Annotated in this window: 11 protein-coding genes; 3 read left to right on the forward strand and 8 right to left on the reverse strand. The window is 41.0% G+C overall.

Annotated elements, in window-relative coordinates; genetic code table 11:
* The first annotated feature begins 32 nt into the window (after positions 1–32).
* Complete coding sequence (locus LBB20_00115) at positions 33–875, forward strand: hypothetical protein (protein ID MDR2735240.1); 843 nt, start codon at positions 33–35, stop codon at positions 873–875.
* Here the strand turns inward: LBB20_00115 and pheT are convergent.
* From pheT to LBB20_00140, 5 genes are all read right to left on the reverse strand, one after another.
* A complete protein-coding gene (gene pheT, locus LBB20_00120; GenBank protein MDR2735241.1) occupies positions 852–3,272 on the reverse strand; it encodes a phenylalanine--tRNA ligase subunit beta in 2,421 nt (806 codons plus the stop codon). The two genes, LBB20_00115 and pheT, sit on opposite strands and share 24 nt — an antisense overlap.
* Positions 3,273–3,329: 57 nt before the next feature.
* Positions 3,330–4,532 carry an MFS transporter gene (locus LBB20_00125; protein MDR2735242.1) on the reverse strand — a complete coding sequence of 401 codons (1,203 nt, stop codon included), beginning with the start codon at positions 4,530–4,532 and terminating at the stop codon, positions 3,330–3,332.
* Positions 4,511–4,918, reverse strand: coding sequence for a hypothetical protein (locus tag LBB20_00130; protein ID MDR2735243.1), 408 nt, complete (start codon positions 4,916–4,918; stop codon positions 4,511–4,513). The genes LBB20_00125 and LBB20_00130 overlap by 22 nt, the downstream gene beginning before the upstream one ends.
* A gap of 68 nt (positions 4,919–4,986) precedes the next feature.
* On the reverse strand, positions 4,987–7,182 hold the full coding sequence (locus tag LBB20_00135) for a hypothetical protein (GenBank protein ID MDR2735244.1): 2,196 nt from the start codon (positions 7,180–7,182) through the stop codon (positions 4,987–4,989).
* Positions 7,183–7,264: 82 nt separating this feature from the next.
* On the reverse strand, positions 7,265–7,690 hold the full coding sequence (locus LBB20_00140) for a CesT family type III secretion system chaperone (GenBank protein ID MDR2735245.1): 426 nt from the start codon (positions 7,688–7,690) through the stop codon (positions 7,265–7,267).
* 257 nt (positions 7,691–7,947) lie between these two features.
* Between LBB20_00140 and LBB20_00145 the strand changes: the two genes are divergently transcribed.
* Positions 7,948–8,409 (forward strand): hypothetical protein, encoded by a 462-nt coding sequence (locus tag LBB20_00145; GenBank protein MDR2735246.1) that lies wholly within the window; start codon positions 7,948–7,950, stop codon positions 8,407–8,409.
* A 119-nt stretch (positions 8,410–8,528) separates the two neighbouring features.
* Here LBB20_00145 and LBB20_00150 read toward each other — a convergent pair whose 3' ends face one another.
* Positions 8,529–9,581 (reverse strand): class I fructose-bisphosphate aldolase, encoded by a 1,053-nt coding sequence (locus tag LBB20_00150; GenBank protein MDR2735247.1) that lies wholly within the window; start codon positions 9,579–9,581, stop codon positions 8,529–8,531.
* Positions 9,582–9,651: 70 nt separating this feature from the next.
* A complete protein-coding gene (gene ppdK / locus LBB20_00155; protein ID MDR2735248.1) occupies positions 9,652–12,348 on the reverse strand; it encodes a pyruvate, phosphate dikinase in 2,697 nt (898 codons plus the stop codon).
* A 213-nt stretch (positions 12,349–12,561) separates the two neighbouring features.
* On the opposite strand from ppdK, the gene LBB20_00160 reads away from it, so the two are divergent.
* A complete protein-coding gene (locus LBB20_00160) occupies positions 12,562–13,965 on the forward strand; it encodes a hypothetical protein (GenBank protein MDR2735249.1) in 1,404 nt (467 codons plus the stop codon).
* Between the two features lie 255 nt (positions 13,966–14,220).
* On the opposite strand, the gene LBB20_00165 is transcribed toward LBB20_00160, so the two are convergent.
* Entirely contained in the window at positions 14,221–14,829 is a 609-nt protein-coding gene (locus LBB20_00165) for an ATP-dependent Clp protease proteolytic subunit (GenBank protein MDR2735250.1), read from the reverse strand.
* Between the last annotated feature and the right edge of the window lie 108 nt (positions 14,830–14,937).

Consider the following 14,937-nt stretch of genomic DNA (forward strand, 5'->3'; position numbering starts at 1 on the left):
ATTTTTTTAAAATAACTAACTGTCAGTTAGTTATGAAAACAAAAATTAAATCGTTGTTATTGCTTTGTGCTCTGGTTTTTGGCCAGGCCAACGCTGGTCCACCCTATGGATCCAATGACTATAATATACTATATAAAGTAGCTAGGACCATGACCTCCGGATCGCCAGAGGTAATGGTCATGGATGCTAGTATTGTCAAAGCTGGGCTGAAAAGCGCAATGCGTATATTATTATGCAAAAAACATCCCCGTAAACTGTATGACATTTTGAAGGACTATTATGATAGTATGAGAATCTATACATATAACGTTGATGCTGTTGTTAGCGGTGGATTATGTATACCTTTATATCAAGGGGGGTATGCCTACCAAAGTGGCGATTATTCAGGGTTCATAGAAAATGAGCAACGGTCAATTGTACTTAATTTATCAGATGAAGATATTGTAGGATATACAATACGTGATATGCATACATGGCATGAGGCCCATTGTTATTCCAAATTTTTTAACCCTCAGGAAATTGATAAAATGTTTGATGAAGACAATGAAGACCCAGCTGTACTTAGGCAGTGTGCAAATCTGAAAGCAGCTTTACTTGCTTTAGCAATGGAAATGTTAATGCTTATCTATGATATAAGTAACTATAGAGGAAATGATTATCTGAGTGAATTTATGTCATTTTGTATCAATTACTTGAATACTGTTACCCCATTGCCTCCACTACGGTTAGACATATATAACACAGATAACTACTGCAATTACAACCATTACCTCTTACGTGTGGATGCGGTCATGAGTATATGTTTATTTATTCGTAAATTTATCGATGAAATGATAAACCAATTTACAAATTTACCTATGACCATTTCTGATTAAATAGGTGGTATTTTTCTCAATGGCTGCTTGGATTTTTTCAAAAGCCAGATTTACTGCTTCTGATTCAAGGGTTTTTTCAATTGGTCTGAAACTTAGTTCAAATGATAGACTCTTTGAATCCGGTGGTAGGCCTTCGCCTCTATAGATATCAAACAGGTTGATTTCTTCTAAAAAGAAACTGTTATCACAGGCAGCTTTGGCCATAGTGCTTAACTTATCTGTCACAACAGCAACTGGTTCGGAGCTACTGACCAGTAGTGAAATGTCCCGCAGAGCCCTGGGCAGTGGAGAAAACTTTTTGTATCGATGGATTTTTGGATTATCGCTAATTGCTGAGAAATCAGCGATAAGTTCAGCGGCAATAACCGGCAGGCCTATTTTGTGTGAATTGCATACTTTGTAATCAATGTACCCGACCCGCAGGCAGTAGGAATTCTTATCGATGTCACCAACGTAGGCCGAGTAATTTTTTTGCCAAAACCTATTATTTAGTTCCAAGAAAAGAGGATGGGTCTCGATGCCTGCCAGTCCAGCAATGGCCAGTATTAGCTGCTTGGCGTCGTAAAAATTTGGCTTTTTATGCGCTAGCCAGGATCTTTTAAGGCTTTCTGTCAGAATTACAAAGGCTACCGATATGGCTTCGGTTAAAATATTATCTTTGCAGCGAAACACGTTACCAATCTCGAAGAGTCGCTGAGGGTTATTGCCGTTCTGGATATTATACCTGATGGTTTTTAGCAAGCCAGGCAACAGCGATGGCCTCAGATGGGTTTGATCATCCAGCAATGGATTTGCAAGTTTTAACCCAGTGACGGAGGAAGTTATTGATTCCAGGTCGTTGATGGCCAGGAGCGTATAGTTATAGCATTCGTTGAAGTTATTGTTTGCCAGAAAAATTCCGGCATTTTTTGTAAATTCTGAGATTTTATCAGATTTCCTATTAGAGACTTTTGTAACAAATTGCGTCTTTGGAATCCGATCGGTTCCGTGTATACGTAGAATTTCTTCCACCAGATCGATGGGCCTGGTTACTTCCCAACGAAACGTTGGCACAGAGACTGTTATGGTACCATTTCCTGACTCAACCACACCATACTGCAGACGCTTTAGCAGGGAAAGAATCTCTTCATCATCTATTTTAAATCCAAGAGTTTTTCTGACAAAATCCAGAGAAAGATCTATGGCAACGGCTTTCCTCCTGTTGTTGTCAACAACCAGGCAAGGTTCCTGGAGTTCGCCGCCGCATATTTCTAGTATCATGTTGACAGCCAATGCTCCAGCATCCGGGGTAAAATCAGAGTCTATTTCCCTGGAGTAGCGATAGGAGCTGTCGGTGTTTATTCCGAGTTTTCTTGCCGTTCGGTAGACTTTATTGGCATCGAAATAGGCACTTTCCAGTAGAATATCTGTGGTGTGGCTGTCTATGCAGGAATCACTTCCGCCGATTATACCGGCTATGGCCAGTGCTCGGTTTGTATCGGCAATTACCGTATCATCGCTATCCATTTGATATTCGATTGAATCCAATGCAAGGATTTTTTCACCGCTATGTGCTTTGCGCACAATTATTTTGTTGTCGGTTATTTTTGATAGATCAAAGGCATGAAGCGGTTGTCCGAAGGAAAACATGATCCAATTCGTTATGTCCACTAGATTATTTATCGTTTTTACTCCAATGGACTTTAGGTCTCGGATCAGCCAGGCCGGCGCCGGCCCAATTCTAACTCCTGAGATCTTCCAAGCCGAGTAGTATTTACAACAATCCGAGGAGATATCTACGGAAAATGAATTCCCGTTGGCCTTGGGAGTGGGCTTCGAAACCCGGCGAGGTTTTAATGTCAGATTGTGGTATGCGGCCAGCTCTCGCGCGACACCATGATGACAGAGCACATCACCCCGGTTTGCCGTTAGACTCAATTCAAAGGTAATATCTTCGGGGTCAAATAGTTCGTGAAATTTTTTGCCGATGGGTGTGTTTTTTTCGAGAATTAGCAGCCCGGAGTGATCGTTGGTCAATCCTAGCTCCATGCCGCTGCACATCATACCATCTGATGGAATGCCCCTCAGGTTGGATTTTTTGATTTTCGTACCATCGGGAAGAACTGTTCCGGGCAGTGCCACCGGTACATGATCATTGAGTTTGAAGTTATTTGCGCCACAGACGATCTGCCTTGTATCATTTGATCCGACCATCACCTCGCATAGGCTAAGCCGTTCAGCATTAGGATGTTTCCCTATTTTTATTATCTCGCCGACCACCAGCGTATCCTGAGGTTTTATTTCTTCACCGGAAATCGACTCTACCTCCAGGCCTAGATTAATAAGAGAATCCGTCAGTTCATCTTTTGTAACCTCAATATCAATAAATTTCTTTAGCCACTTTAAATTTATTTTCATTATTCGCTGTTTATCTATCTCAAGTTTTAGCTGTAATGCAATATAATTTGCTGCAAATCACCTCAGTCTGATTGATCTGCCGATAAAATAAAATCCCAGCATGCCTATCAAAATCATCCCCATGGATATCTTACCAACGGTGGCTGGACTGCTCTGGGTTAGCAAAAAGTATCCAATACCTGGCGATATGAAATTTCTAAGGCCGACCACCGCTGTGTCAGCACTCATATATTCACTTAACTTATTATCTGGGGCTATCTTAGTAACCCAAAGACTCCAGGCAATTAGGCCGCCGCCGTAGCCTAGGCCGAGGAAAACACTGGCCAGAGCAATGGAAAATGTGTCTCTGGTTGTTAGAAACAATGGAACGCCTATTAGATAGCATAGATTTACCAATTGCTTCATGGTAACGAATTTGAATCTATCAAAAATTATTCCCCAACACTGGGAACTTATAATTCGCAAAGCAGATGGTATGATTACTATAAAGCATGCCACGGTTTGATTGGAAAGATTCATCCCGTATTTTTTATTGACTAGATACTCCACGCGCAATGGTATGGTCATCTGATTGGCGATACCTATCAATGTCCAGCACAACAGGATGCATCCAAATAACCTGTCCTTCCAAATCAGGTGAAAATTTTCCAATAATTTTCTGCTATTTACATTTGGCAAAGGTTTTGATGGTATGCCGAGAAATGACAGACCGCATAGCAATGATGCCACAGCAGCAATGGCGAGTACCACTCTGAAGTTTGCTAAGTCTTTATCTAATAATGCACTACTTATTTCTGAAAAGACCAGGCCAGAAATCGCCATGAAAGTCATCGAAAGACCAAGCCTGGCTCCTCTTTCCTCTTTTGTGTAATTTTGACTATAGATGTCTATGGTTATGGATACCGGTTGCTTATAGATAAATCTGGAGATTGCCGAGAAGATGAAATACATTTGCCAGCAGTTAGAGATGGCCGATAATGATATTGCTATCGATATAATTAGGAAAAAGATACAGCACATGGTGGTGATTTTTAATCCGGATCGGCAGGTAAGTTTTTGTGTTATTGGTGCCACAAGCATGCCCGAGAACCCAATGGTTTCGAGCAATGCCTTCATTTCGGTGGGCATATGAAATTGTCTTATTGCTATGAGAAGCATAAGTGTCCTAAACTCTACATCTACAATGCCCTGCAGTGCGCATCGGATGGAGTCATGCCTGAACATACGCCTGGACAGCGTTAGTTGATCTGCTTGTTGCATGACTTCGTTTTATTCATTCTCTTACTAGAAACCATGTCTTTGAATTTTTGACAACTTCTCAGCGAATCTAGATCGGTGTCGTCATTGAGCCATTGCCAATCATTGTAGCCAAGTTCAATGGCCCGGGTGATCTCCAGAATGGCTCCGGTTTTTTTACCTATCAGCGCTAAGCTACAGGCGAGATTATAATGTGCTATAGGACTTGTTGGATCAAGCTTGACATATCTTCTATCCATTTTCACACTCTTTTTCAGATCGCCGCTTTCAGAGTATAACCTGGATAATAGGCGAACAATCTCGATGTCATTTTTCCTTTTTGCGTAAAGATCTTCGTAAAATTTTTTGTAAAAATCCATGTCGCTAGAGTACATACCGACCTCCATCATTACATGATCAGGTTAATGGCTAAAAAGCAAGCACATATTCGTGGATATATTACATATTTTAATAGGTCTTACCAGCGACGACGACGACGATGTATGTCCGTAGCCGTGGGTTCCTTCGAATTGGATCCTTCTTCTTTGGAGGTTGATGTGGATTTTTTGGACAAGTTTTTCAGTTTTTTTTCTGCAATTTTTTCCCTACGTTCTTTTCTACGTTTCTTTAGCTGTTCTTTTTTTTCTTTTTCCTTACGCTTTTTTTCCTCTTTTTTAGCAGCTCTGTTTTTGATCCTACGTTCTTCTTTGGTGGTCTTGTAGTCTTTTTCTTTGTAGTCATGAAGCAGGTTAAATTCTTTGGAATCCATGGTTGCTTCGCCGGATAGGTGGCTGTCGTTAAAAAATCTATTATACCTTTTATCCGCCTGGCTTTCTAGCTTTATTACCTTTGGGGTGATTAAATATATTCGTTCCAGGATGTTATTGGAATTCATTTTATTTTTGAATATATTTCCCAAAATTGGTATGTCCTTGAGGATTGGTATGCCGGTATCACCCTTATCGTGTTGCTCATGGAAGTAGCCACCAATGAAAAGACTTTGGCCTTCGTAGAGCACGGCTTCGGTATTGATAGAACTGGTACTTGTGGTTGGCGTTCCTGAGGCTCCGAACCTTGGATCTTTGTCCACAGAACCATCGGATACTTCCACGAGTAATTTTATTTTTGGATTCCCTTCTTCGTCGAACTCTTCTGGTATTATATGGGGAACGACCACGAGTTTCGTAGAAGCTGTCACATCATATAGGCCCTGGGATTCTTTGCCAGAAACCTGTACATATACGGTGTTTGAGCGATCTATTACAGCGGCTATGTTATCTACGGTTAACACGGATGGTCTGGCTAGGGTTTGGGCATCACCGGCTTCTTCCAGTGCCTGGATCGTTGCTGTTAGGGTATAGTTTTTGAAGATACCATTGATACTTGCTTTCGATTTTTCATTATCTGCTGGATTGAACAGGGCTTCCAATCTAGGGCCCTTTAGTTCTAGGAGATTTGTACCAAATTGCTCTGTAATACCTTTGCGTATGTCTACTATGGCCACATCGATCCTTATGGCCTGCTGGGGCACATCGAGTTGCTCGATAAGGTTTCCTAGCAGCTCCATGTCCTGTTTTTTAGCTTTTACGATGACTGAATTTAACCTGGAATCATAGGTTATGAATATATCTTTCCAGGATTTTTCGACTTTTGTACCATCATCGCCCTCTTTTGTACCATTACTATTGGTAGCTTTGGTGGCTTTGGAATTTTCATTTTCATCGCTGTTTTTCTTGGATTTATCGTAGTCGGGCTTAAAGTAATTGCAATTGTCCGTCAGGTCTTTCACCGCCGTGGCCTTATGGACATTCTTACTGTTGATAGCTACACCTATGTTGGTATCACCGATGGCCCCTGGTTTATTATACAGTAGGGCTTGCAACATGGTTGCGACGCCTGGGATTGTTACAGATCCGCCTTTATAATTAAACGACATGTCGTAGGCCCAGGCATTTTTTAATCTAAACGATTTTATGTCATAGATATCTGTCATGCGTTCCACAATTATTTTTGATGATAGATCTGAAATAACTTCCATCAGTTTTGGTGGGCCGCTGACCACCAGTATGCCTGATTTTTCCATGGGTCTAAAGGAAAAATTTGAACTGGAAAACCCTAGCTGGCTCATGACTTTTGCCAAAGAACGCATTTCGTCCGAGCTCATTTTCCATACATTTGATAGGATTTCGTTGCCTTTGTACACATATAAAATACTGCCATCAAAGAGCCAGGTGAGACCGTAGGCCTGGGTTATGTCGTGCCAAAATTGTTTCGGCACCACATTGCTAAATTTACCATTTACTATGTCGGTTATCTTCTCACTTACTACCACCTCTACGCCCTGCATGGCACAGAAATTTTTTATTAATTCTGTGAGCTGCTGATCCTTGGAGAAATGATAATAGTTAGAATCTTTCCAAGGAATTCCGTCATCGGAGGATTTAACCGGACTGACTATCATGCCATAGTCATTTTCTATGGTACCTTGTATTGTGCTGCAGATCAATTCCTTGTCGTCATTAACCTTCTTGGCCTCCTGGCTAGATGTTTTTGGGAGGACATTTTCGGTTTTGTTATCGACGGTTTCTTTGGCTTTGTTTACCTGATCGGCTTCAGCTTTATGTACCACGGCTGGTGTCGGTGTACCGGATGGGTTTTCACTGGTTTTCTGCAAAGCAGAGGCACATGCATCTGTGAAGAGACATATTAGACATAAGCATGTTGGTATGTAGTTCATATCATTTACATTGTGCAACTTAGTATGGCTGTAGGGATTGAATTGGTATTTGTTGGGTTGTCGTTGCGTCGGCCCAAAAAGATAGATTAGACACAAAGGATTCGGCTTGATGAATGATTTCACAATCATCGATATGCTTTAGTCCAAGCCGCCGTATAATCAGTAGCTTTTGCTGGGCCATATCGATAGAAACCACATCGTTGTTGTCTTTTAATCGACCAAAATTCCATTGAAGGATTTTTTTTAAAACCGATTCAGATTGTTTGTTGTCCCCAATTGGTTCTCCGACGGTACCGTTAAGTCCAATGGTGTTATTATCGATTTTGTATACCTTGAGATCGATGGCTTTATCTAAAACAACTTCGTATACACCGCCAATCTCGGTGGCCCAATCTTCGACTCTAAAAAATTCCGATAGGATAACAACCGCCTCACTCCACTCCATACGCCAACTCAATTCTGTAATTTAGTGAAAAATATGCAAGCATTCATTGCGTTAAGCTTTAGAATATTATTATTTTTATGCCGGCGGTATTATAAATATTTTTTAATGCAGCACCTTATTGTGCAAAACATTATACATTTGTTGCACCTCAGGCATGGGGTTTTATTAGGTTTTATTTGCTTTGGTGGCCTAGTTTATTATAATTTATTGTAAAAAGGAGATGATCAGTGAAATTAAAAATATTTTTACTTTTTAATATGGGATTGTGGTTAAATTTAGGTTCTTTGGATGCAGGTATAGAACAATCAGTTGATTCGACAGGAAATCATAGAAACCACAGTAAAAACAGGGTCAATTATAATTACTATAATCAGGATCTTCGTCAGCGTATACGCAATAGGATAGCAGGGTTATCGATTAATGAAATTGTAAATATAATTATTGAATATTTATCCATCGGCAGTGGTGCTGCTTTGAGTTGTGTATTTTTTGATGTGCCCATGGATAGTATTCAAAGTATAATCGGCAGGTTGACCAATCGGCAGATTGTAGATATCCTAGATTTGGTTATTAACCAAGGGGTAGCAGGTAGTGTTAAAAATATGATCAGGTATTTAGGTATAGAAAATAGGCTTTATGAGATAAGAAACCTGGCTATGGAATTACACAGAGACCGGGTTTGGTCATATATAGATTCCGTTAATGAGGATTATATTTAGCGATAATATTCATTAGGGTTCAATGAATATTTTGATTATTTTATTTGATTAATAAAATCACCGCTGTCCGATCGAATAACGATGGTTAGTTTTTACCCATGAAGGTCCCTTATCCAAGTCTAGGCAACTGTTATGGACTTTTCTAGGTACACATCCTGAATTGTGTTTAACAGAGCAATCCCGTCTTTCAGCGATCGCTGGAAGGCTTTTCTGCCACAGATTAGACCGGAACCGCCGGCTCTTTTATTTATTATTGCTGTCATAACGGCTTCCTGGAAATCATTTTTACCCGAAGCACCGCCGGAGTTTATAAGACCAATTTTACCCATATAGCAGTTTGCCACTTGATAACGGGTCAAATCGATGGGATTATTGCTGGTCAATTTGTCATATACATCATCGTGGGTTTTACCAAATTTTAGGTCCCTGAAGCCACCGTTGGTTGTGGGAAGCTTTTGTTTTATTATATCAGCCTCGATTGTTACGCCAAGATGGTTTGCCTGGCCGGTTAGGTCTGCCGCTGTGTGGTAGTCTTTTTCCTTTGTGGAAAAGGCTGAGTTTCGCAGATAACACCACAGGATTGTTACCAGGCCAAGCTCATGGGCATATTCGAAGGCCTTGGTGGTTTCCTGGATTTGCCTGGTGGATTCATCGGATCCAAAATAAATGGTGGCACCTATGGCTGCGGCTCCCAGGTTATAGGCCTGGCTGACGCTGCCAAAGTATATCTGATCGTGCTTATTAGGGTAGGTAAGTAGTTCGTTATGATTGAGTTTTACAACAAACGGTATCCTGTGGGCATATTTTCTGCTCAGCAATCCCAGGCATCCAATCGTAGATGCCACGGCATTGCAACCACCTTCAATGGCCAGTTTAACTATATTCTCCGGATCAAAATACAGAGGGTTTGGTGCAAAACTCGCTCCGGCCGAATGTTCTATGCCCTGATCCACGGGCAGAATCGAAGTATAGCCGGTGCCGGCTAGCCGACCTGAGTTTAGGATTCTGGCAAAGTTATTCAGAACAGTGGTTGGCCGGTCGGAATGAACAAGAATTCTGTCGATATAATCTGGGCCAGGCAGATGTAGATCCGATTTTTTAATCGCCGTACATTTATGCTCAACTAATTTGTGTTTGTCCCCATCTATGAAATCTATAATATGCTTGTTCATGAGGTTATGGTATTTGTAAATCAATGGACTTGCAATAAAATAATAAAGTATCAACGGAATTTTGGTTGTCCTATTTAGCCATGAGATTGGCCTGGGCTGCGGCGATTCTTGCAATGGGAACTCGATTTGGTGAGCAGCTTGTATAGGCCAGACCAATGCGATGCCAGAACATGATAGATGCTGGATCTCCGCCATGTTCACCACAGATACCAATTTTTATATTTGGCCTGGTTGCTTTACCACGCTCGCAGGCAAGCTGGATTAGCTGTCCTACGCCTTCGCTATCTATCGATGCAAATGGATTCGTTTTTATTATTTCCTGTTCAATATATTCCGGAAGAAATGTGCCGGAATCGTCGCGGCTCATACCCAGGGCTGTTTGGGTCAAATCATTTGTACCAAAACTGAAAAATTCTGCTGTTTCGGCTATTTTATCTGCTAGCAATGCGGCTCTCGGCAGTTCTATCATTGTGCCTACGGTATATTTGATATCCAGGCCGGTTTTTTGCATCACGGCCTTGGCAGCCTGATGGATTAGCGTTACCTGAGAATCAAGTTCTTCTTTATAGGCGACCAGAGGAACCATTATTTCCGGATTCACCGCTGTGCCGCTTTGAATGACACTGGCTGTGGCTTCAAAGATGGCTGTGGCCTGCATGGTTGTTATTTCCGGGTAGGTTACGCCGAGACGGCAGCCTCGATGGCCTAGCATAGGATTTAATTCATGCAATGCCTGAACCCGACTGCGGACTTTATCTTCAGGAATGTTAAGTTTTTTAGCCAAAGCAGCTTGAGTATCTTGAGTATTTGGTAAAAATTCATGCAGAGGCGGATCTAGCAGACGAATTGTCACCGGGAAGCCTTTCATTGCCCTGAAAATGCCTTCGAAGTCGCCACGTTGCAGCGGTTGTAGTTTATCCAAAGCCCGTTGCCTGTCCTCGGTACAATCGGCCAGAATCATCTCACGCATAAAATCGATACGATCTCCCTGAAAAAACATATGCTCGGTTCTGCAAAGACCTATGCCTTTGGCACCCAATGCCACTGCCATGGCGGCCTGTTCCGGCGTATCTGCATTGGTTCGTATATCTAATTTGCGATATTGATCAGCCCAATTCATCACTGTGTCGAACAGCCTGAATGTGTAGCTCTCTTCAGCCTGCATTGCGCCGGCTAACACCCGATTTACTTCGGAAGGTATGGTGGTGACCTGGCCAATAAATACCTCTCCGGAAGTTCCGTCGATGGATAGATATTCGCCTTCCTTTATTATTGTTTCGCCGACGGAAATGGTTTTTGCCGAGTAATCCATATGGAGCGCACCGGCTCCACAAACGCATACTTTTCCCATTTGTCTTGCCACCAGTGCTGCGTGAGAACTTACTCCGCCGCGGGTGGTTAAGATACCTTCCGAGGCTAGCATTCCTCTTATATCCTCGGGAGATGTTTCGATCCTGCAAAGTATGGCTTTTTCACCTCTAGCGTGGGCCTCTTCGGCCGTTTTTGCCGAAAAATATACCTTTCCTGAGGCGGCTCCTGGGCCCGCTGCTAGACCCTGGGCTATTTTCTTTACGGCTTTCTTACCGTTTGGATCGAAGACCGGCACCAGTAGAGATGAAATCGATTCAGCTGCTATGCGAGTCAGAGCCATTTCCTTGGTTATTCTGTTTTCTCCGACCATTTCGACGGCAATTCTAACGGCGGCCATGCCGGTTCTTTTGCCATTGCGAGTCTGCAGCATATACAGTTTGCCCTGCTGGACGGTGAACTCGAAGTCCTGCATATCCTTGAAATGATCTTCAAGGGTTTGGCATACTTTTACCAGCTGTTCATATACCCCTGGCATATCCTGTTTGAGACCTGCAATGGGCTGTGGTGTTCTTATGCCGGCAACCACGTCTTCCCCCTGGGCATTGATTAGATATTCTCCATAAAATACTTTTTCACCGGTGGCCGGATTTCTCGTGAAAGCAACGCCGGTGGCACAATCGTCACCCCTGTTGCCAAACACCATGGATTGCACATTCACCGCCGTACCCCATTCGGCCGGAATGTTATATTTTCTTCTATAGATTATGGCCCGTTCATTATGCCAGGATTCGAACACTGCTCCAATGGCACCACTGAGTTGTTCGTAGATATCCTGGGGGAATTCTCTGCCCGTAGTGCTACGGATCAATGCCTTGTATTCCTTTATTATTTCGATCAAATCTTCCTGGGACAGCTGGGTGTCATCGGAAACGTTCGCCTTGGCTTTGGCCTTGTCTATTATTATTTCGAATGGATCTCTGGAGTGTTCATCCTTGGCATGGACACCCATCACCACATCGCCGTACATTTGAATGAATCTTCTATAGCAGTCCTGGGCAAATCTCTGGTTATTGGTATTTTTAGCAAGTCCTTCGACGGTTTCGTCATTTAATCCAAGGTTAAGGATTGTGTCCATCATACCTGGCATGGATTCTCGAGCACCAGATCTGACAGAAAATAGTAGTGGATTAGCTTTATCTCCAAATAGCTTGTCCTGCTGTTTTTCTACATTTTTTATAGCCAACAGAACCTGTTGCCATACCGGTTCAGGTAGCTTTTTGCCATTGGAATAGTATTCCATGCAGACTTCGGTTGGTATAGTAAACCCTGGAGGTACCGGTAACCCGATCTTTGCCATTTCGGCGAGATTGGCACCTTTGCCACCAATGATGCTCTTCATAGAAGCGTCGCCATCGGTTTTAATTCCGAATTCAAATATATAATTTTTTGGAGCCATAATGATGATTAAGAAGCTAAAAATTTGCTAGTAATATTACAAGAAAAATGATGGGAGTAGTTTTGTCATGCTGTTTTTAAAAGTTTAATTATAGTAAAATTTTTACAATTTTTTTATTGACAAGAAATAAAATCCACGTTGAGATGCCAGAAATTTAAAAAAGGAAAAGGGATGAAAAAACTATATAATTATGTGTGTATTATCTGCTGGGCTGTGGCCATGTTCTGTCCAGAATCGGCGTTAGCTTTCAAATGCGATGGTGTAAGATTCAATGAGCATAACTATGCTATTGGCAAAGGTGATTGGATAGGTCCTATGGATCAAGATCAATATGTGAATAAGCATGGATTGAAGTGGATTCTTGAAATTGAAGAAACTGACTATTATGATGATATGCAAGATAGAATAGACAAATTGGGTGCAAGTGTTAAATATTATTTACTTTTTGAGAAAAAAAGTAATGAAATAAATCTAGAAAAAACCGAAATTGATAAGTTGTCTAACCTTATAAAAATGAGCACTGATACTAGCTGCTGGGTCAATATTAGTAATAATGCTAATAAGCCTGAAGAGCCTGAAGGACGGTTAAATGGAAGACATTATATGAAAAAGAAAACATGGTTCGATAAGGGTGTAAAACGTATCGATGAATGTGAAGATTTTTATGAAATAGACAATGAAAAGTCTACCACTTTAAATGTAGTCTTTCAAATACAGTATGGTGTGCCTTACTATAGGTATTCGCATACAATGTCCATCCCATCACACCATAAGTATCAGATGACGGAAAAATCGGTAACAAATGCTATAGGCTTTGCTCTGAGAGATGATCAAAGTAAAGTGATTGAAATTTATGAAATTGATGGAATAAAAAAATACTTGGCCGATTTTTTGGTAGATAATAAAGCTGCCTGGGATGCGATTTTACGTGACTACAACACACAGACGGGAAAGGTAATTTTTTATAACATGTCATCCCTGATAATTGAGACTATTCTCAATATTTGTAATAATGAGGTACCAAATTTAAAGGAAATAACTGAAAATAGCCTGAATGAGATCATTAAAGACTTATACGAAATTGATTATTTATTTTCAGAATGGAAATATTTTATGCCTATAAAAGTTTGTGAATATTTTGATGCTGTACTCAAAATTATATATGGCGTTTTTGATGTAGGTGTGTTAAAAAATATCTTTAGTATGAATGGGCCAGATTTCGATAATGCCATGATTGAGGAGTGTAAATGCTGTATTACTAGAGAGCTTTGTATTATTATTAAAGTTTTAAATGAGATTGGTAAAATTTTGGATACTGAAACTGCTATAGGTCCTTACGAAGTTCCTAGCCGTTCAACTTCTAGTTCTACAACTTCTACAACTTTTAGCTATTCAACCCCTAGTTCTACAACTTTTAGCTATAATAGTTATGGAATGGATTACTTATATTCAAAATCTGAAAATGTAGGATATCAAAGAAATAACGGAAAAAGTAGAAGAGGCAGAAGAAATAGGCGTAATTCCAGGCGTCGCCGTATCACTAGAAAAAATAGAAAAAGAAACAGAAGAAACAGAAGAAACAGAAAAATTAGGAAAAACAGAAGAACCAGAAGGTAATTCTTTTCAATAAATTAAGTAGACAGAGGCTATCTATCGGGTAGCCCTTTGTCTATTTATCGATAGTTGTTGCCATGGTAACAATGTATTACTGATCAGCACGGAAGTGTGTCGGTAATGGCGATATTGACAGGAATAGCCCCTGGATAGTTAAGCAGGATTCAGAGATAATAGACGAGGGCCGGGGCTAAATGGTTCTCGGTTGTGGTTTATTTGTGATTTCAAGGCAGTCATAAAAAACATTATAGCCTGAACTTACCATAATTTATCTATGATTGCGTCGGCTAGACCGTATTCTATGGCTTCCTTGGCATTCATATAAAAATCTCTATCGGTGTCCTTACGTATTTTTTCCATTGGCTGGCCCGAAGCATCTGATAATATTTTATTCATCTCATCCCGAGTTTTTTCCATCTCCTGGGCCTGGATATCTATGTCAACAGCCGGTGCAACAATCCTTCCGGTTATGAGTGGTTGATGGATTAGGACTCTAGCGTTGCGGTATAGAAATCTGCTGCCTTTTTTTGGTACACATAGTAATATTGAGCCCATGCTAGCAGCGAGGCCGGTCACGATTATCTGGATCGGCGAAGTCATCAATTTCATCGTATCGTAGATGGCCATGCCAGCGGTGATCGATCCTCCGGGCGTATTCATAAAAAATTGTATTTTTTTCCCAGGATCAGTAAGTTCAAGATACAAAAGTTTTTCCGTTATGTCTTTGGCCGAACTGTCTTCGATAGCGCCCCAAAGGAATACCTTTCTTTCTTCAAGAAATTTTTTTTGTATCATCGAATCGATGATTTTGTTGTAATTATTATGACAACATTCGTCATCATCTTCGCAAAATCTAACGGGATTCATATTTTAACGCTAATTGTCGCCGCAGCGAAATCAACTCAATATTTATAATAAATGCATCCATTGTAGTTGATAAAAATATTGACATGTTTTCAAGGAATCCAACTATAA

The organism is Puniceicoccales bacterium (genome assembly GCA_031283585.1).
Lineage (GTDB): Bacteria > Verrucomicrobiota > Verrucomicrobiia > Opitutales > LL51 > JAIRTH01.